The sequence below is a fragment of the 'Nostoc azollae' 0708 genome (assembly GCF_000196515.1).
Classification (GTDB): Bacteria; Cyanobacteriota; Cyanobacteriia; order Cyanobacteriales; family Nostocaceae; genus Trichormus_B; species Trichormus_B azollae.
This window is the reverse complement of the sequence record NC_014248.1, coordinates 1,848,518-1,868,129: the sequence shown is the minus strand read 5'-3', so window position 1 is coordinate 1,868,129 and position 19,612 is coordinate 1,848,518. Positions and strand designations below refer to the sequence as shown.

Annotated in this window: 13 protein-coding genes and 5 pseudogenes; 8 read left to right on the top strand and 10 right to left on the bottom strand. The window is 36.4% G+C overall.

All coding sequences use genetic code 11. The features are described 5' to 3' along the window. The first annotated feature begins 88 nt into the window (after positions 1-88). Complete coding sequence (locus tag AAZO_RS08540; protein WP_041639721.1) at positions 89-907, top strand: hypothetical protein; 819 nt, start codon at positions 89-91, stop codon at positions 905-907. 80 nt (positions 908-987) lie between these two features. On the opposite strand, the gene clpP is transcribed toward AAZO_RS08540, so the two are convergent. Then, positions 988-1,593, bottom strand: coding sequence for an ATP-dependent Clp endopeptidase proteolytic subunit ClpP (gene clpP / locus AAZO_RS08535; protein WP_013190934.1), 606 nt, complete (start codon positions 1,591-1,593; stop codon positions 988-990). 1,328 nt (positions 1,594-2,921) lie between these two features. After that, the gene (locus AAZO_RS29460) at positions 2,922-3,110 is read right to left on the bottom strand and encodes a transposase (protein ID WP_081462736.1); all 189 of its coding nucleotides are present in this window, start codon (positions 3,108-3,110) and stop codon (positions 2,922-2,924) included. A 678-nt stretch (positions 3,111-3,788) separates the two neighbouring features. Here AAZO_RS29460 and AAZO_RS35115 point away from each other — a divergent pair. Continuing rightward, positions 3,789-3,935, top strand: a complete 147-nt coding sequence (locus AAZO_RS35115; RefSeq protein WP_013190933.1) for a hypothetical protein — start codon at positions 3,789-3,791, stop codon at positions 3,933-3,935. Between the two features lie 120 nt (positions 3,936-4,055). Beyond that, a pseudogene (locus tag AAZO_RS08530) lies at positions 4,056-6,148 on the top strand (thioredoxin domain-containing protein). 497 nt (positions 6,149-6,645) lie between these two features. Here the strand turns inward: AAZO_RS08530 and AAZO_RS08525 are convergent. The 3 genes and pseudogenes from AAZO_RS08525 to AAZO_RS29455 form a co-directional block, all read right to left on the bottom strand. Beyond that, positions 6,646-7,737 (bottom strand): annotated as a pseudogene (locus AAZO_RS08525) (ISAs1 family transposase). A 155-nt stretch (positions 7,738-7,892) separates the two neighbouring features. Continuing rightward, positions 7,893-8,412 (bottom strand): annotated as a pseudogene (locus tag AAZO_RS08520) (hypothetical protein). A 302-nt stretch (positions 8,413-8,714) separates the two neighbouring features. Then, a complete protein-coding gene (locus AAZO_RS29455) occupies positions 8,715-8,930 on the bottom strand; it encodes a tetratricopeptide repeat protein (RefSeq protein WP_228371678.1) in 216 nt (71 codons plus the stop codon). A gap of 312 nt (positions 8,931-9,242) precedes the next feature. Between AAZO_RS29455 and AAZO_RS08515 the strand changes: the two are divergent. Both AAZO_RS08515 and AAZO_RS08510 read left to right on the top strand, forming a co-directional pair. Then, positions 9,243-9,787: pseudogene (locus AAZO_RS08515) on the top strand (molybdenum cofactor guanylyltransferase). A gap of 173 nt (positions 9,788-9,960) precedes the next feature. Further along, positions 9,961-10,734, top strand: a complete 774-nt coding sequence (locus tag AAZO_RS08510) for an ABC transporter substrate-binding protein (protein WP_338027185.1) — start codon at positions 9,961-9,963, stop codon at positions 10,732-10,734. 95 nt (positions 10,735-10,829) lie between these two features. Here AAZO_RS08510 and AAZO_RS08505 read toward each other — a convergent pair whose 3' ends face one another. From AAZO_RS08505 to AAZO_RS08485, 5 genes are all read right to left on the bottom strand, one after another. After that, positions 10,830-11,777: an FTR1 family iron permease gene (locus AAZO_RS08505; protein ID WP_013190930.1), complete on the bottom strand. Its 948-nt coding sequence runs from the start codon at positions 11,775-11,777 to the stop codon at positions 10,830-10,832. 97 nt (positions 11,778-11,874) lie between these two features. After that, positions 11,875-12,309, bottom strand: coding sequence for a ferritin-like domain-containing protein (locus AAZO_RS08500; protein WP_013190929.1), 435 nt, complete (start codon positions 12,307-12,309; stop codon positions 11,875-11,877). Between the two features lie 186 nt (positions 12,310-12,495). Next, positions 12,496-13,524: a helix-hairpin-helix domain-containing protein gene (locus AAZO_RS08495; RefSeq protein ID WP_013190928.1), complete on the bottom strand. Its 1,029-nt coding sequence runs from the start codon at positions 13,522-13,524 to the stop codon at positions 12,496-12,498. 904 nt (positions 13,525-14,428) lie between these two features. Then, positions 14,429-14,872: a transposase family protein gene (locus tag AAZO_RS08490; RefSeq protein ID WP_013190926.1), complete on the bottom strand. Its 444-nt coding sequence runs from the start codon at positions 14,870-14,872 to the stop codon at positions 14,429-14,431. Positions 14,873-15,008: 136 nt separating this feature from the next. Continuing rightward, the gene (locus AAZO_RS08485; protein ID WP_013190925.1) at positions 15,009-16,034 is read right to left on the bottom strand and encodes a multicopper oxidase domain-containing protein; all 1,026 of its coding nucleotides are present in this window, start codon (positions 16,032-16,034) and stop codon (positions 15,009-15,011) included. A 346-nt stretch (positions 16,035-16,380) separates the two neighbouring features. On the opposite strand from AAZO_RS08485, the gene AAZO_RS08480 reads away from it, so the two are divergent. The 3 genes and pseudogenes from AAZO_RS08480 to AAZO_RS08470 all read left to right on the top strand — a co-directional run. Further along, the gene (locus AAZO_RS08480; protein ID WP_013190924.1) at positions 16,381-16,572 is read left to right on the top strand and encodes a CbtB domain-containing protein; all 192 of its coding nucleotides are present in this window, start codon (positions 16,381-16,383) and stop codon (positions 16,570-16,572) included. 150 nt (positions 16,573-16,722) lie between these two features. Beyond that, a complete protein-coding gene (locus AAZO_RS08475; protein WP_013190923.1) occupies positions 16,723-17,871 on the top strand; it encodes a hypothetical protein in 1,149 nt (382 codons plus the stop codon). Positions 17,872-18,334: 463 nt separating this feature from the next. Continuing rightward, a pseudogene (locus tag AAZO_RS08470) lies at positions 18,335-19,393 on the top strand (IS701 family transposase); the annotation flags it as partial. Positions 19,394-19,612: the final 219 nt, after the last annotated feature.

The window sequence follows — 19,612 nt, the reverse complement described above, 5'->3', positions numbered from 1 at the left end:
TCGTGACAGATGATCATAGCGCGAAAAGTACCAGGAAGTCCTATCAAGTACAAATAAATTTAAACAGATTTAGATTGGTGGCAGTATGATGTTGGCTCAATTCCAGAGCTTGTATACCAACGGCAGCATGATTTCCGAATTGGTACAGATTTTTCAAGGCAAATATATTGTCCGAGTTAGTGTACAAATTGAAGGTGTCACCCGTGCCACTGGTATGTCAGCAGCAGAAACTGTAGAAGTTGCCGAAGATCAAGCCAGAAATCGGGCGCTGATGGTTTTGGGAATCACTAGTACTGGGGAAACAGTGCCATTTTCTGCAAAACCCATTTCTCCGGCTCAATTAAACCCTACCGTAAATACTACGAATGTATTAAATGAGTCGGTCTCTGCATCGAGTGAAGTTGTCAGTAATCAATGGTCACTGGACAGTAACACAGAAACAACTTCACCCCCCGCAATTAGACAAAACAACAACACTACAAGAGATATTGACAACCCAGCGTTAAGTCAAAGTTTTTCTGGAACTAATACCAGAGATCAAGAAATTTATACTTCAGCGCCCGAACTAGAGATGTTATCTAGTCCAGAACCTGAACTTCAACCCTTACCAACAATTAGTGCAACTAACATCACACCATTTACACCACGCAGTTATTCTCCTACCGACGATATTAGCTCACAATCAGCGCTCGCTAAAAGGAAGAAGAAAAACGAACCAGTAAATTTATCCCATGTCATTGCCCAAACGGATGTGCAGATAGAGCGTTTAGGCTGGACAAAAGAACAGGGAAGAGAACATCTCAAAAAAACCTACGGTAAGTTAGGGCGTTCTTTACTTAGCGAAGAAGAATTGCTGGATTTTCTCAACTACCTCAAATCTCAACCTGATCCCATAGCGGGGTTTTAAAAGAAGGGAATGGGTAATTGGTAGTTGCTGGTTGGTAATTGGGTATTTTGACCAGTCCCCAGTCCCTAGTCCCCAGTCCCCTACACCACCGCCATTGGACGGCTACCGGCGGCGTGACGGTCAATTACTTGGTCAATTAAGCCGTATTCCTGAGCTTCTTCTGGAGACATGAAGAAGTCTCGTTCTGTATCTTCCGCAATACGCTCAAGTGGTTGACCTGTGTGTTGGGCTAAATACCCGTTCAGCTTGCGCTTGTGGTATAAAATTTCCCGCGCCTGGATTTCAATATCAGTCGCTTGTCCTTGTGCGCCACCTAAAGGTTGGTGAATCATAATTCGTGAATGTGGTAAACTCATACGCTTACCTTTGGTTCCAGCACTAAGAAGGAAAGCGCCCATACTCGCTGCCAGTCCGGTACAAATGGTACAGACATCAGGGCGGATATTTTTCATGGTGTCAAAAATGCCCATCCCCGCCGTCACTGAACCACCAGGAGAATTGATATACATATAAATGTCTTTCTCCGGGTCTTCAGCATCTAAAAACAACAATTGGGCAACAATCAAGTTAGCTAGACCGCTATCTACCTGTTGTCCCAAAAAGATAATGCGCTCACGTAACAGCCGTGAGTAGATATCAAAGGCGCGTTCACCTCGACCCGATTGTTCAATAACGATAGGAATCATGAGCGTGTTTGTAGCTATTTGTCATTTATTCTATCTAACGCAAGTTGCTAGTTGGGAATTAGCAGTAAACCAAAAAGTTTTTAAGAGAAGAGCGAGCACTAATCACTTTTAAGTATATGCAGGTGCTATAAACTACTGAATTCATATTTAAAATGGGTCAAAAAATGAAATGATGAAAGTAGTGTGTAGCATATTGGCCGAAGAAGTTGACGGTTTCATAAGAAGAACTGGTTTTAACAGACTCAGAAACTCCTGAAGAGGTTATTGAGTGTTTAGTAGAAAATTTCTCCATTGAAACTCAGGGGGTATGTTACCACCAAACCTTATTTAAGATTATAATAAAGGCAGCCAGCAATGGATATTCTATTGAGAATACAGCCAAATTATGAAAGAATGTTCTTACAGGTAATAATAATATTAGATATCATCTCAATAAAATTAATAATTTTGAGGAATGAGAGGCGGAAATGAATCAATTGTTGAAAATTCAAATTCCTTGATTTCTTTAAAAAAGGGTGTTTAAAAATAGTGATTTATTTAAATTTAGTTAATGTTATGGCTGATGGTAAGCAAGTAAACCGTCCCCACCAAGCAACACATCATACAATTCTTCCAGTGGAGAGGATGGTATTTCTAACATTTAGCAAACTTTTCCTGAGTCTCCCTTGAAAATATAAAGGAAGAAAGTAATTATAGAAGGGAGATAAAGCTGGAACCTAAAGACGAGGTTTCCAGTCTCGCCATAAAGCTTCAGATGTCATCGATTTCTGGTTGTCCGTTTTTCGCTAATTGTTTACAATAAACTTAAATTACTAAACTGTTTGCTCATTTCCCCAGAGAATCCTAAATATTGCTGTAATCCCGTCAAAGTTAAATTCAAAGTTCGGCAAATCGATTTATGGTAACTCAAAGATATCAGCATTATCTGGCTTTTATGGGGCTGGTTTATTTGCCCAATACTTAGCTTCTTCAAGAATTGGGTTTATTTGCTGTTTAGTAACATCACGAGTTTTGTCTAAGTCACCACATCCACTGCGTTTCCAATGATCAAGAAGTTTATTTAAATCTCTTCTCTGATCCTCATAGGTTTTTATATGCCCATTCCAAGAGCCTACTCCACGTTTGGGATTATTTCTATACTTTTTATAAAGTCCCTGTGTGTCTTTCTTTAGTTTTTCTTCATCAGGGTCAAGATGATTTTTAACCCATAATCGATCAGCCAGAGAAATAGGATCAAGATTGATGTGATCCTGAAAGTGATAAAGAGCCTGAATTAAATCAACTTGAGATAGATAGCAAGTATGATAAGTTACATCCTCTCGTAACTACTACCAAAGATGTTCAACAGGCATAAAATCAGGACTATAAGCGGAGAGCGGTTGTAAATTAATTTCCAGCTCCTTGGCTGCATCTTGAGTAATTTGAGAGCGATGATAGGGCGCGCCATCCCAAACCAGATTCATGGGTTGGTGAGGAAATTCGGTTTTGAGGTTGTTGAGAACCTCAATAGTATTAATCCCATTAGCTGTTTAATAGGGTAAAATCCTGACTTCACCTAAGTTATAAATATAAACACCATAGAAAGATACCTTGGTTCTACTAGGTGAGCAAGAACTAATCCAAACACGTTCACCTTTAACTGACTAACCATAGCCTTAATCAGTGTCAAGATGAATATGAGCTTCATTGATATACACTAAAAATTTTTCCTTGTGTAGAGCTTTGTCTAGTAGTTCCTGAAGTGGTTCTAGATACTCATGTGGGAAAAGTCTAAAATCAGATATCTCAAATCAAAATTTTTTTATCGGCACCTTTTGAGGCGGATCGGAGTCTAAGTAACTATCGTGATGTGAAAAGAGGGTTAAACGAATGGTTAATCAACGCCAGATTAAGTCCTATTCTCACCTTTCTACACAAGTCCTTAAATATTGACCAATAGTTGATGGTACAAGCCCCCAGATTTGTCCTTGAAATCAATCCAAAATCGAACTCAGGTATAATTTGGCTTGCCTGTATTTGGCAACTATAGCTTAGTTAAAATTTTTTTTCAGGTATTAGTAACTTTTTTCACAGGTTAATTTTTTTTCTGGTTAATTATCCGGAGATATTTTGCAAATCGGGTAAATCAGGAGTATGAGGTGTATTTAGAATAACCAATTTTACTTAAAATCTTATTATTAACAGAGAGAAGTACTATGCTGGAAAGACTTATGCAAGCTGCTTTAATCACTTTTTTGCTGCACTTAATCGCAGCACTAAATCCTAGTAATCAAATTCCTCAAAAGTCAGTATCCCCTGTTTCAGAAATGCCAGCACCTGTGCTGGGTTCAGCAGTACGCTAGTTTAAATAAGAGAGCAAATAGTTCGTATCTGTTCATACCGATCCCACTTAAAGCGAAACAACTGATAACTGTTTACGGTGGAAATGCTAGACTGACAGTGAAGGTTGGGAAACTGTAATTATGACTAATCGCCTTGCGGAAACGATAAGCCTTTATCTTCGCAAACACGCTGAAAACCCGGTTGATTCGTGGCCTTGGTGTTATGAAGCATTGGAAACTGCAAGGGTGCAAAATAAACCCATTTTTCTCTCTATTGGCTACTCTAGTTGTCACTGGTGTACGGTGATGGAAGGGGAGGCGTTTTCTGATTTTGAAATTGCTCAATAAATATATCAATGCTAATTTTCTCCCTATCAAAGTAGACCGGGAAGAAAAACCTGATCTTGACAGCATCTATATGCAGAGTTTGCAAATCATGAGTGGTCAAGGGGGTTGGACTCTCAATGCTTTTCTGTCTCCAGATGATTTGGTGCCGTTTTACGCTGGGACTTATTTTCCTGTTGATCCCTGCTATGGTCGTCCGGGATTTTTGCAGGTGTTACAAGCTTTACATCGTTACTATGATATGGAAAAAGAGGAGTTACGCCAACGGAAAGCAGTAATTGTTGAGGCTTTGCTGACATCTGCGGTATTACAAAACGGTGCTAGTCAGGAAGTTGAAGACCATCAATTATTGCAAAAAGGTTGGGAAACCTGCACGGGGATCATCAATCCTAAGCAGGTTAGTAATAGTTTTCCCATGATCCCCTATTGTGAGTTCCCTTTGCGGGGAACTCGGTTTCATTATCAATATCGGTATGATGGACAACAGGTTTGTACTCAACGAGGACTGGATTTAGCTTTGGGTGGGATTTATGACCATGTGGCTGGTGGTTTTGATCGCTACACTGTTGACCCCACTTGGACTATCCCCCATTTTGAAAAGATGCTTTACGATAATGGTCAGATTGTTGAATATCTGGCCAATTTGTGCAGTGCCGGAATTCAGGAACCGTCTTTTGAAAGGGCGGTGGCTGGAACTGTAAAATGGTTACAACTGGAAATGACTGCACCAACTGGTTATTTTTATGCTGCTCAAGATGCGGATAGCTTCATTCATTCCACAGATACGTAACCGCAAGAAGGTGCTTTTTATGTATGGAGTTACAGGGAATTACAAGAACTGTTAACAACTGAAGAGTTAAGGGAATTACAACAGCAGTTTACTGTCACTCCTAATGGGAATTTTGAAGGTAACAATGTTTTACAAAGACTGCTTCCTGGTGAACTGAGTCAAACCATAGAAATTGCTTTGAGTAAGTTGTTTGTTACGCGTTACGGTGTTGCACCTGATTCACTGTAAACTTTCCCCCCACCGCGAGATAATCAGGAGGCGAAAACTACTAACTGGCCTGGTCACATTCTGCCTGTGACTGATACTAAGATGATTGTAGGCTGGAATAGCTTGATGATTTCTGGTTTGGCTAGGGCGGCTGAGGTTTTCCAACAACCAATTTATCTGGAATTACCAGTACAAGCGGCTAAGTTTATTTGGGATCATCAATTTGTGGATGGACGTTTTCACCGACTTAATTATGAAGGTGAAGCGACGGTTTTGGCTCAATCTGAAGATTATGCTTTTTTTATTAAGGGATTGCTGGATTTATACCAAGCCGCTGTTGATAATTCTGATTGCTTGGAAAAGGCTGTTGCTCTGCAAGATGAATTTAAGGAATTTCTGTGGAGTGTTGAATTAGGTGGTTACTTTTACACATCCACCGATAATAGTCAAGATTTAATTGTGCGGGAGCGTAGTTATCTAGATAATGCTACACCATAATGCTACACCTTCAGCCAATGGGATTGCGATCGCTAATTTAGTGCGTCTGTCTTTGCTAACTGATAATCTACATTATCTTGATTTAGCTGAAGCTGGATTAAAAGCCTTTAAAAGTGTAATGAGTGAATATCCCCAAGCTTGTCTTAATTTATTTACTGCCTTAGATTGGTATCAGAATTCTACTTTAACTCGTAGTACCACTGGAGAAATAAAGTCATTGATACGTAAATATCTCCCAACAACAGTTTTTGCAGCCGTATCAGATTTAGCATAAGGAACTGTGGGTTTAGTTTGTCAAGGATTAAAATGTCTTTGCGCACCAGGAAGTTTGGAACACTTGTTAGAACAAGTGCACCGTAACCAAAATAGAGGTAAATATACTGCCAAGGGGTGAAACTTGGACTTATGTCATACTGATAGCGCAGCGTGGTGGAAGCTATGGGTAACGTAGTGCAGCATATACCTTAGAGATACTGGGTAAACGCAGAGCGTGCTGTAGGCTCTAGTATCTCGGAGATTCTTCACTATATCTTTCATAGACGCTCCGCGAACGTTGAGAATGACACTTTTAAACTGTTTTTAGTATAGCAGGTGACAGGTAATATGGGATCTTTTGACAGGGGAAACGCACCTTATTTCCTAATAAAAACTAATGAAGATTTTAAAATCATCTATATATATAAGTGCAAAGCTTAAGGGATATATAAACAAAATCAATCACTTTTTTATTAAGCCATGGATTAGCTTATCTCCCATTGAATAACTCTTAGCTAAGGATAAATGAGCTAACTATTCATCCATAAATAAGTAAACTTATCTGTAAAAATAAGTAGAAGAAAATATTAAGTAAATTGTTGACAAGTTAGTTGAGGCTAAAGCTAAAACTCTTTCTCAAGAGTTATTATCCATTGCTGCCAAAAACTGTTTATTTTTTATCCCCCGCTTCACGGGGTTCTCTTTACCCAAAAGATCGACTGCTATGTGCCGCATTACTGCAAAGTTTTGTTGAGCATTATCTTTCCTAATCCGGCAGTCATCTTGTTTTAAAGCTACATCTAATACCCAATGCAATGAATTTTCTATTGCCCAATGGCTGCGGACAGAATTAGCCAATTGTTCTCCATTTGACTCAAGACTACTAATAAAATAACGAGTCTCTACTGTTGTTTTATCATCCACTTATCCGATAGATTCTACCATCCCAACACTTTTTAGATTTGACCAAACTGAATCAGGATCAAGCTGAAACCCAAAGTTGCGGATTTCATGAAGACCATGCCCTCTTTCTTCGGGTTTATATGTGCTATGTTGAAGCTCTTGAAAACCTGTACTTATCCCTGACTTCAATAGCTGTTCTACTGACTCATACAGATTACCTTGGTTCTTTTTTAAAGTAATTACATAATCTGCATTTTCTTGCGTAATTAACTTTACTATGTCTTTGTGACACCCGATGGCATCAATCCTGACAATACATCCAGCTAATTCTAAAACCTTTAATAATTCGGGAATTGCTGTAATTTCATTTGATTTCTCATGCACCTTCACCTGTCCCAACACTAATTTATTTGTAGTTGCCCATGCACTTACCATTTGGATTGCACTCTAGTCACTATTTTTACCATGAGAACTACATAAAGTTTTCCCGTCAATTGCCACAACTTCACCATCCCTTATCTTATGTACTGATTTCATCCAGTTCAAAAAACAATTTTGAAATTGTTGCGGATTCAATTGTGCAAATACCCTTCCAAATGTGTCCTGGGACCGGAGCCCATTTCCTAGTTCTAAAAAGGTTTTTAACCACTCATATTTTGTGCAGCCATACAGTTCAATTGCCACCCAACTATCTGCTCCACAAATTACTGCACAAATTCCAATGGTAAGAATGTCAATTAACTTGTGTCGTTTCCTCCCCTCTACTCTTGGATCTTCCATCTGTGCAACGTGGTCAGTAATCGTGATTGTGGGCTTGAGCTTCACACTTTTTGGGACTTTCTTCTTCTACTTTTACAATGACTTTACCATCAGAGCCTCATTGGTCAACCTCCATATCATCAGCCCTCCCTACCTTTCTCGTTCCTTAGTATATATGTACCATAATTACATGCGTTCGCCCTGGATCTTTTGATTCCTGATTACCTTTTTCCTATTGTCAAATCTTCACCATCAGGTAGCTGAGTGAATGCTTCTGCTACAACAGTGGGTAATTCTTTAGCTGAATAGGAATAAGTTAAAGTTATAAATTTAAAGCCGTTGCAATTAACTGTTGTCTATCTATTATCCCAGCTAGTTGAAATTGATTATCAATGCCATTTATGACTTCCAAACTTGCATCAGCTATAGCATCTTCAATTACTTCCTCTTCTATGAAAATTTCCCATTCATGTTGATTGATGTAGTAATATTTATTATTATCTTTGATATTCATTTTTTTATTTGTCTCATTGAATTATGAATAGGAGCAGACCAGGAATTTTTCAACTCCTATTCTATTTTATTTTTAATTAAGTGAATCAGTAAAATCTTTAAATAAGATTGGATATTACCCAGAATTGCTTGTTTACTCATTCCTTGTAATTAATTTACAAGTGCTAAAGCATCTGTGTAACGTCCTTGTAAGGTACTATTTCTGAGGTCTATTAATTCTTGTGTCATTGGTGTTAACCTATACTCTAGCTATATTGATATTTTAACCTAAAGGTCATGAAGAACAATAAAATCCCCGAGTTGTTCAAAAAATTAGGGATATGAGATCAGTAGTCATACAAAATAAATTTTACATTTAGAGGAGGGAACTTTTAACAGGGAACAGATAAGCAATACAGAGATTCCTGTTTTTCCCAAAAATGTTTAATTAATTGTGCCCAGGTACTTACTTGTGGATATTAACGCAACTTTGATAACAAGGTTCTGATCTGGGGAGTAGATAGGAATTTATGAGCATCTGTAATTATGCTTTAACGCCATAAATGCTTTTCCATGCAGTGAAAATCAGCAAAATTTTTGTCTAATTTTAATACCTTTTCTGCTAACTGATAAGCCTGTTGTTGTTGACCTGTAGCATATAAAGCCACAGCTAAAGCTAAGGTGGCTTCCGCAGATTGATTATTAATTTTTATAGCTTGTGGCCATTGTTGAATCGCTGTTTCTTTATCACCCTGTTCATATTTAATGAACCCTATATTATTGATAGGTGCTAAAAAGTTAGTATCTTTAGGAACTAGTTAATTATAATTAGACATGGGAGTTAGATAATTCCCTAATGGATGATAAATAATACATCTACTATTGTAAATATCTGCAAAATTAGTGTAATTTTTACACTTATTAATATAATATAAATATTCGAATTTTACGGTACTGTCATAATAATTAATTATATGTACTTCTTTTCTTATCAGAATCAGGATGTACCCTAGCGTTAAAGCTCCTGTGATAGTGACAACAGATTTGTGAAAAAACGTAGCAAAAAATATTTTGTTCCTATGACTACATTAAGCACCATAGTCCTAAGAGGTGGTCAAAGTTCTTGCATGGGAGAGGATAAAGCTTTAATTCTTATTCAGAGTATACCCTTGTTGGAAAAGGTTTGTACTGTCGCTAAAAGTTGTACTGATACTATATATATAATAGTCACACCTTGGACAGAAAGATATCAACACTTGCACTTATCTGGATGTGAATTTATACAAGAAAACTCCATTAAAGCACAAGGAGGCCTAGTAGGCCTTGTACAAGCACTAGAGAAAGTCAAAACAGAATGGGTATTATTATTAGCTTGCGACTTACCCAACTTGCGAATAGAAGTGTTGCAAGATTGGGTAAATAGACTAGATAATGTAACCTCTCTGCGGTTTTTATCGCCGTCACTCTTTGGCTTTATTATTAGGTTTTATCAACCAAGGAGGACGCTCATTTTAACAGTTGCTAAAGCTATATCCAGTTAGTTGCACATTTACCATTATCAGAAGCAGATATGCTATTTAACTGTAATACCCCAGAAGATTTACAGCAAATTTTAGCTAATTAAACCATAATAAAAATACACTCCTCTCGTATTCATTGCCGAAAACCTCCGTGTTACTATGCGTTAATAAATAATTAATTATGTGTTGGAAGTCATCTATAATAGCACTCCTCTTAACTCTCCTATTATGCTCCTGTAGCACAGCTAAGACTTAAACATCACCAACAAAATCAAATATCATCACAGAACAACACACATCAGCGAAAAGCGTCATCGCACTTTCATGTCTTGCTGCTGATATTATCTCTCAACTTGATCAAAAAAAACTTGTAGGAATTTCTGGTAGCTCCTTATTTAAAAAGGACTCAAGATTGCAAGGTATTACTCATATTAGTGAGGGACAAAATGCACCTAACTTAGAAAAAATTGTTTCTTTAAAGCCAGATTTAGTAATTGGTGCAACAGGATTTTCTAATGTACCTTTGCAAAAACTTCAGCAATTAGAAATACCAACTTTATCCACAAAAGTAAATAGCTGGCAATCTTTAGAACAATTAACTAAAACACTTGCTAACAAAATAGATATAGATCCCCAACTATTATTAAATAGTTACAAAAACTTTTTAACTGCTAATCAAAACCAAAATATTTCTACTTTAATTCTGGTGAGTCGTCAACCGATTTCAACACCAAATAAAAACAGTTGGGCTGGGGATTTAATGTCCAAGTTTGGAGCGAAAAACATAGCTTCAGAATTACAAGGTAATAGTCCCATTGGTGGATATGTGACACTTTCCGCTGAAAAAGTTTTAGAAGCAAATCCAGATGTTTTAATTATTGTTAATGCTGAACCAAATCTATTAAATTCCTTGAAGAAAGAACCTTTTTGGCAGAAGTTAAAAGCCAGTAAAAATAATCGAGTTTATGTGTTTGATTATTATGGGCTTGTAAACCCAGGTAGTCTAAATGCCATTGAAAAAGCTTGTCAGGAGTTGGAAAAAGTATTTTGAGTAAAATGTCATAATTCAGGAATCATGAGTCAGCTTTGATTTTTACAAAACCCTACAATACTTTTTGCCTTTTCTTTCGTTTACACAAAAATTTCTTATTTTTGAGCCAGAGGAAAGCGTTTTTGACTTGGAGTTTTTCCACCCATAATGCTGCGGAAATACAACCCACCAATGCTTAGTAAAAACCCCAAATATCCTACTGCTTGTACTATATAGAGTTTATCTCTGTAACCAAATAAAGACCTAAGAATAATACCAGGAAAGTGCTCATCAGGTAATATTTTAGCAGTATTCCAAACCATTGGACCTAAGATACAAGAGTGAACTTTGGTAAAGTGTTCATAATAGAAACACAGATTTTCTGATGATCGACTACTCAGAGCAAGATTAGCTGTAGCTTCATCAAAGCTTTGTAAAGCTGAAACTACTAAACCAGCCACAATTAACACTAATAAAATTCCCATTACTTGGAAGAATTGGCGAATATTAATTTTTACACCCCATTTAAATAATAAGACACCAATTGTTGCTGCTATTCCTAAACCACTAATTGCACCTAAACTGGGTAATAAACCTTGTTGAAAATTTGCGGCTACAAACAAAACTGTTTCAAATCCTTCGCGGATAACGGCTACTAAAACTAAAGTAAAAACTCCCCAACCAGCATTTGAATTTTGTGTTAATGCTTCTGTAACAGCTACCTCAACTTGTGCTTTCATAAATCTGGCTTGTTTCGTCATCCAGATCAGCATCCAACTGAGCATAAGTATTGCTAATATACTAAATACACCTTCTAAAATTGGTTCAACTACAGAAGTGTATTGAGGATTAATCGAACCGAGTATTTTAATTAGCCAAGTAAATAAAACGCCTATCAAAGCACTCACGAAGATACCAACAGCAACACCAGCGTATACCCAAAAATTGAGTCGGGATTGTTTAGCTTTTTTCAAAAAAGCTAGGACAATACCTACAACAAGGGCTGCTTCTACTCCTTCTCGAAGGGTAATTACAAAAGTAGGTAAGGCTGTACTAAGGTTCATAGTTATTAGTCATTGGTCATTGGTCATTGGTCATTGGTCATTGGTCATTGGTCATTGGTCATTAGTCCTTGAACTAGTGACCAATAACTTTGAAATATTAGCTAAAATCACGTAACATTTTTTTCAGTTCGAGATTGTGCATCTCTTCTTGTCCAATCATACCGCGAGCAAATTCTTCGAGATATATGCTGGCAGCAGTGACGGTTTCTAGAAGACTTTTGTACATATCCAGTGCTTTCTTTTCATGGGATAAACTTTCTGTCAATATATCCTTGACTGTATGTTTGAAGGTTTCTTCCATTGGGGCAATTCTCAGGGTAGGATGTCCCTCTAAACCTGTAAGAATTTCTCCTACTTGTTGGGCATGAAGTAGGGATTCACTAGCTTGGGCTTTGAAAAAAGCTACAATTGGGATGCGGTTTGGACCAGTTACCATCAAGGAATAATGGGTGTAGCGAACTACTCCAGCTAGTTCAAATTCCATGATGGCGTTGAGTATGTCAATTGTTCTTTGGTGGTCGAGTTCTTGCATCAGTTGTTAAGATAAGCAAAATTTCAAATGAAGAGTTATTAGTTATAAGTTATGAGTTAGAAGTTACACTCTTCTTATGTTTATGTGTTGAAAAATTAAACTATCCTGACTCTTAACTCCTAACTATTTCTTCTCTTCTCACTCATTTTAAACTTGTTATTCTGTGTTTCCAATGGTGTAAAAATACTAACTTTGTGTTTTAGTGTTAGCTTTTTCCAATATTTTTTGGGTGTTTTCCTCTATGGTTTTCACTAGTTTGGTAACATCATTAGGGGTTTTGACTGCTTGTGCGGGTGGGATAGCAGCAGGCCAAACTTTTAATAGTTCAGTCAAAGTAGTATCTATGGCTTTGTGCGCTTCAGGATCCGATTGTGCCATTGCGCTGGAGATGGTTTTATATAGTTCATGAGAGTAGATTACAAAGCCGCGAGAATCCTGATATTCTATTGGGGCGCTAATTTTTCCATTGGCTACAGCTGCGTCATATTCGGCGTTAGCTGAATCTAACAACCCGTTGATTACCTGTAGTACGAATTCTGGTTTTGAGCGTTGTTCGGCTGCTAAGGCTGCGATCGCACCATGTACATTTGCCATCGAAGTGGTTAAATTAGTTTTAATCTTGGCATCTGTAGGATTAGATTTGACTAAGTTAGTCAAACTCACCAAATTGGTTTTAAATTCCTTAACCTTGCGCTCATTTAGCTGTTCTTCAACATCAACATAAATCTCTTCAACTGGGTGTCCAATATGAGGTTCAGCTTGTTTTGGCTGATTCTGCTCTACGAGTTCTTTTGCTACTAAAAGATGCCCCTTCATTAATCCCAATTTTGTCATGTAGTCAACATCTTTCGCTTCTCCTGAGAGAAGCACTTCCTCCACAGTCACCATATCTTTAATTTGGTCAAACTGTTGCTCAGTAACTACCTTTTTGGCAACTAAATCTTTTGGAGAAGCATAGGGACGACTAGCTTGAATTTTGTTAGATAAGGCTGAAACACCTAGTTTAGCTTCAAATTTATCCAATTCTGATAAAATAGCACTATTAATATTAATTTTGGCTTTGCTACCGTGACCACTGTGGGTGGTAGTTTCTGTAACTGTTGCTGTACTTGATGTTGATTGAATATTCGCTGATGGTATTTCTCCACTGCAAGAACTCAGGGAAACAATGAAACAAGCAGCAATAGACAAAAATATGTACCGGGATTTGATCATTTTTACTCTAGTATTGGGAATTGGGTAAAAGTTGTTTCTGATATCTAATCAAAAAAAACTGATAAGTATTTTTAGTAGTCGTTTATAGGTATTTATCATAGATGCAACTATTTATCAACTATTTTTTGAATATGGGGTATAAATTAATAATTTTTTAAAATTAATGCCCTTTAATGCCCTAAATTTATAGCATTGAAAGCTATAATCTAATTTCAGATACTCATTCCCAGGTGGGCGCTTGGAAATGCGAAATCAAAAACAAGAATAACTAACTAGAACAGTAGGGCGTAAATAAACCAACCATTCCAAATCTCTGAAAAGCTCACGCCGTATATATTTGAATTTTGTTGGCGCAGCCTGCTGGAAGCACTATTTTGTTAGCTTAGCTCTTCTGAAAGAGGCATTTTGAATTCACGGCAGTACTAGACTCCATTGCAGCTATCTCTATCAAAACGGCATGGGGTCTTTACTTTACAGACTCTGAGTAATATTCACCTTCAACTCGTAAAGATTTAACATAACAGCCCTTAAACTTTTCTTTCTGACTAATGCGGATCATTGAAGTGGGATAAACAGTTAATAGAGAAAAAAACTCATTAAAACCCAGATATACTTTGTGAATAAAATTTATATTATTCTTCATTACTTATTATAGCAAAGTATTAATTAAACATCAAAACTTTGTTGGAGAATCAAGGTAAAAAACTAAAATATATGAAAGACCTCTAAGATATTAATTTATAATAAAACCTGTATTTTTTGAATGGCAAGGGTTTGATGGTTTTCATGAAGTGAATTTAGCATAATACATACGGAAAATTGACTTATATTTACTTTTATAAAGTAAGTTCTTCTTTCTTTAAGATGATGATTCCAGTAATTTGCTTGAATAGAATTAATTAAATTAACTAAAAGCCATCTTGGTTTTTTCCTCGTGATTGAACAAGTTAACAATATTGTTAACTTGTTCAATGCTGAGGTCTTCCTGTTTAGTCACTTTTTCAAAACTGGAATTATGAACTAGATAGTAAATCATTTCTTCGTATCTTTTTGTGTACTTTCTGCGCCAATTAATAAATTCTAGTTGTTCTGTTACGTAACGTTGACAAAATCGACAATAAAACTGACACCGTGTTAAATTCAAGTGAACTTGTTTAGCAAAAGTGGGTAAATCTCTCACTAAAATAGGTCTAACTTGATGTAATTGTGTTGTATATTTACGGCAATAGGGACAGTGAATTCCTGAGATGAGAATGCTCAAATTAAAACTAAGGGAACTGTCTGAATAATCCCAAGATTCTACTGTTACTCCTGGTAAGTCCAGTAAATTGCTTAAATTTTCTTCCATCGTCACATTTTTCCTTATGAATGAACACATGGTTTAAATTACTATGAGTAACCACAACTGATAATTTGCTTATACAAATGGAAATTAGTCTCAAAATTAAGAGAAAAAATATTGGCAAGGATACTTGAAAGTTAGGTCAGGTTGGCTTTACGGGAGTTTTAGTATCTTTTTCGGCTATGACTTCAAACTGTCCCATACATCCGTTTTCAGCTAAGGCATCCTGATGTGGATGAAACATATACTTACCTGGATAACGAAACGCAAATTCCAAAATATGCCTTTCTGCGACACCCATAGTCAAAACATCGGTTTTCTCACTGGGAGTCATCGTCATCCCAGAACGATAAACATCAAAAAAGTTAGCGTGGAGATGAAACGTCACAGCATAGTCAAATTCAATCATATTTAGAACATATAAACGAATTAATTGATTTTGATAAATTTGAATAGGATTGTGCATATAATGATGAGGCAATCCATTAAATGCATAATATTCATTCCGGTTATCATCATTTATGTCATAGCCAGACATGATTAAAACTATTTCATCCGCAGGTGGACGAGGTTTCGGAGGATCAATAATAACCATTCCATATAACCCCTTTGCAATGTGACGGGTTACAGGTTCTACATGACAGTGATATAAGTGAATGCCATAGGGTTCAGCATCAAATTCATATATAGTTGCTTTACCATTACTAATTGGACGTACCCCATCCATTTCTGAAGGATGTACACCATGAAAATGTAAAGAATGGGAATGTCCAGCTTTATTGAGAAAAAGTATTCTTATTCTTTCACCTTCTTTAGCTCGTAATGTTGGACCAGGGATGCGTCCATTTAAGTCCCAAATATTGTATGAGACAGAACTGTTAAGCTCAATGGTAGAAGTGCCAGCAGTTAACTGAAATTCTCGAATAATCCGTCCATTTTCACGCTTAATTGTCCCATAATCAAAGTTTCGTAATACTTGCATAGGGTTAGTAGCATCATGAGAATCAGGCATTTCCATTGGTGGAATTCTCACAGAAGTATTGTTTTTTATATCTAGGATTTGCAACAATGCTCCCGTACATGCTACTCCGCCACCAAATAATCCTAGTTTCAGGACTTGACGACGATTCCAAAGTTTGTCTTTACTCTGAGTAAAGTTATCAGACATGAGCTTAAGAGGGATACAACCTACCAATAAATTACGAATAATTTGCAATTAGTTTTATGTTATGTATCCTATAAAAAATAGGAATATTTGTCAATAAGTTAGAAATAGAAATGTGAGAACGATGCAAAGCAAAGAAAGTGTGAGGATTTGTGGATATTACCTGGGTTAATGATATACAACAGAACTCAGGAGTAAAAGCTGCTTGATGTTTGATAGCGCAGCTTGGTTTATGACCATATTGTGTACCTGATTCACTTGTAATCTGTGCTGTATATTGATTGTTACTGAACGGCAAAATAGACTTTAATTTGATAAATTAGCTTTCATTAGTTACGGGAGTTCAAAAATGACAACTTTTTCTTCTAGCTCAGTATTACAGAAAACAGTAGGTATTACCTTATCCAAGCCAGTACAGGTAACTCTTTATATGTTGTTATCTTCCTTAGTAATTTGGACTGCATTGTTTTCTACTTATCCTGCTGCTCATAATGCAACACACTCAGTACGTCACCATACATTAGGTATTGGCTGTCACTAAACATATTAGATAGTAGAATTTATTAGGGTTTAGCATTGCTAAACCCCTACAGTTAACATTAGATATGACTTCATTGAGATGTAATCTGCTGTAACTAAAATATTCTTCTGCCTTTATCTGCGCTTATCTACGATTAATATCTAATTAACCATGAAAAAATATCGACTTTTTGTAGTTATCACTGCTGTTTACATTAGCTTATCAATTCTTTATTCCTTAGTTGGTGTTTCCCAAACTCCTAAATCTAAAGTTATACTTTCCACTAATCCACTGTTAGAGCGTATTTTTCCACTGGAAGCCGCAACAGAAAAAGCACAATCTCCGGTAATGTTTACTTTAGAAGCTGTTGATGCTAGTGGGAAACTTTTAGAAAATGCGTTAATTAATTTAGAGATTTCTACGCCAAAACCGACTCCTTGGCTAACAACAGATTTTCCAATGGTGGAAGGAACGAAGTTGTTAGAACTGGAAGTAGCTGCCCTAAAAGGTAAGCTAGAATTTCAGCAGGTTCTACCAATTCGTGGCAATTATGAATTGTTAGTAAAAGTTGCTCCTTTGGTAGCTAATGCTTTTGCTCCTTATCAGGAGAATCTGAACTTTTATATTCGGGAAAATCCTGTTAAATATAAGTGTTTTGCTGTGGTAGCAGCTATTTTATTATCAATAGGATTATTAGGTGGTTGGGTAATTGGTGGACATGAAGAATTGAGGGATGGAGAAATTGCTCCTCAATCTGTACGGTTGTTATTAAGTGGTTTAACAGTAATTGCCATAGTGACATTATTGTTTATTAATATCACTGGGGAAGTTGCTGAAGCTCATGGGAGTGAACATGACTATAAAACAGAAAATATTACCCCATCAGTGGTAAAGTCACAGAATTTAGATGTAAAAATTGACGGTGATAAAAACGCGACTGTAGGGAAATTGGCGAATTTCTCAGTTGAGGTCAACGATAATATGGGAAAACCGATTAAAGATGCGGTTTTAGATGTAAAAGCCATTGCTTTAGAAAAGGATCTAACGGTTTTTGCTTATAAAGGATTTCCCAGTCAAGATGGTAAATTAGTATGGCGATCGCAATTTTTTGATGGCGCTCCCCATAAAGTAGAGGTAGAAGTTAGTAATCGTCAATTTCCACCTATTAAAGTAGCCCAATTGGTGGAAGTTGAAGGAATACAACCACCAATGTTAATACGGTTAATTAGTTTATTTTACTTGACAGCTATTGTGGGAATAGGAATGACAATTGCTTTGGTCATGCAGGAGTTGAGAAAACGACAATTGAGAGGAATTTAGAAATTTTTTGTAAGTAGTGATGCCTCTCTTCCGATTGAGGGTATAACTTAAATTATACTCTATCTCCATTCCAAACCCAATAACCAAACAATATAGGGTTAGCAATTCTAAACCCTTACAAACTTGATAAATAATTAATACTATAACTCCCAACCTCCTAACTAATGCGTAACTAATGCGTATCAGGAAGTAATTGAGAAGAATCAGAAGGACTTAGGGTATATAAAGGATCTTGATAATCGCCGAAACCCTGATGATTATAGGATTGGGTAGATATTACCCCTTCTTGGGAGTCAAAGGATAGCTCAAATATAGATGCTCCTTTATGTAAAGAGTGGTAGATTTGTGACCATACTTTCTAACATAAAATGTATATAAATATATAGGACTTATCCATTGATATCATAAACTAGCAAAATAGTGTAGGGATAAAAAATTTCATCTACTTAGCAGGTATGGGAGAATTAGAGAAATAACTAAACCTTCTACAGCAGAATGCAATCTGGAACATTATACTCTGTTGTTGCTATCAGAACCAAAGCATGCATGGGGGATATTGTAGATTGGCAGAGATATTGGAAAACGTTTCACATGACAGTGTGAATAGATTATTCCTCAGAGAGAGATAGAAACAGAAGGATTTATTAGATAGAGTAAAGAAAATCATAAATATAGTAGGAGGGATTTTAAGTGTAGATGACACAGTAGTAGACAAATTGTATAGAGACCTAAAAACTGCAGAATTAATCAGTTATTCTTGGTCTGGGAAGTATCATAAGAGCATCAAAGGAATAAATTTAATCACACTGTACTACAGTGATGTGTATGGAACTTCAGTACCAATAAATTACAGAATATACGACAAAAAGGAGGGAAAGAGGAAGAACAATTACTTTTAGGAAATGCTCAAGGAAGTGATTGATTAGGGTGTAAAACCAAGAATAGTTACAGGAGACAGTTGGTATTCAGGGGTAGAAAGCTTAGAATTTTTAAATTAAAATTTTTAAAGAACCAGAAATTGGGTTTTCTATTTGGGATTGACAAAAATAGAACCGTATCAAATCAACTGGAAAATTATTGTCTAGTAAGGAGTTTAGAAATTCTCAATGAAGGTTTGATAACTCATTTCAGAGCATTTGGATTGATCAAACTGTTTAGGCAAGACTTCAACAAAAAAGACTCTAGAGACTATATACTGTATCTACCAGATCAAGAAGCTCTCAATCAAATCACTAAAAGTGAATTTGTGACAATTCATGATACTCATTGGGGGATTGAAAGTTTTCATAGAGCCATCAAACAAGTATGTGGAATTTGTCGACTTATGGTTAGAGATAGCCAAGGAATTAAAACACAGATATTGTGTTCACTTCAAACATTTGCTCGTTTCGGGAAAATGCGCTCTGAAAACATAATTTCTAATTGGTATGAATTGCAAAGGAACTTATTCACTTTAGTTGTGCGCGACTACATTGTGGAAAATCTTATCAGTACTGATGCTGCTTATTACCCATGGACGAGTTTTTTTGTCAATGCGCAACTCCTAACATGTATATTTTGTATTAAAGAGTTGGTTAATTTTATCGGTTTAGTATCTGTATCTTTATCACTATACAATAGGAGAATTATGATAACTTTGCCTTTTGGAAGCTTATTATGGCATTGATTCAACATGAACAATATAGGATTCAGATAAGAACCTTATTATTGCTGCTTTACACCTAGTTGTAAGTGTAATAGC

What these genes read in the sequence shown, in the direction of transcription:
- AAZO_RS08540 (WP_041639721.1), top strand. Translation starts at nt 89, where the DNA reads ATGTTGGCTCAATTCCAGAGCTTGTATACCAACGGCAGCATGATTTCC.
- clpP (WP_013190934.1), bottom strand. Translation starts at nt 1,593, where the DNA reads ATGATTCCTATCGTTATTGAACAATCGGGTCGAGGTGAACGCGCCTTT.
- AAZO_RS35115 (WP_013190933.1), top strand. Translation starts at nt 3,789, where the DNA reads ATGCTGGAAAGACTTATGCAAGCTGCTTTAATCACTTTTTTGCTGCAC.
- AAZO_RS08505 (WP_013190930.1), bottom strand. Translation starts at nt 11,777, where the DNA reads ATGAACCTTAGTACAGCCTTACCTACTTTTGTAATTACCCTTCGAGAA.
- AAZO_RS08500 (WP_013190929.1), bottom strand. Translation starts at nt 12,309, where the DNA reads ATGCAAGAACTCGACCACCAAAGAACAATTGACATACTCAACGCCATC.
- AAZO_RS08495 (WP_013190928.1), bottom strand. Translation starts at nt 13,524, where the DNA reads ATGATCAAATCCCGGTACATATTTTTGTCTATTGCTGCTTGTTTCATT.
- AAZO_RS08490 (WP_013190926.1), bottom strand. Translation starts at nt 14,872, where the DNA reads ATGGAAGAAAATTTAAGCAATTTACTGGACTTACCAGGAGTAACAGTA.
- AAZO_RS08485 (WP_013190925.1), bottom strand. Translation starts at nt 16,034, where the DNA reads ATGTCTGATAACTTTACTCAGAGTAAAGACAAACTTTGGAATCGTCGT.
- AAZO_RS08480 (WP_013190924.1), top strand. Translation starts at nt 16,381, where the DNA reads ATGACAACTTTTTCTTCTAGCTCAGTATTACAGAAAACAGTAGGTATT.
- AAZO_RS08475 (WP_013190923.1), top strand. Translation starts at nt 16,723, where the DNA reads ATGAAAAAATATCGACTTTTTGTAGTTATCACTGCTGTTTACATTAGC.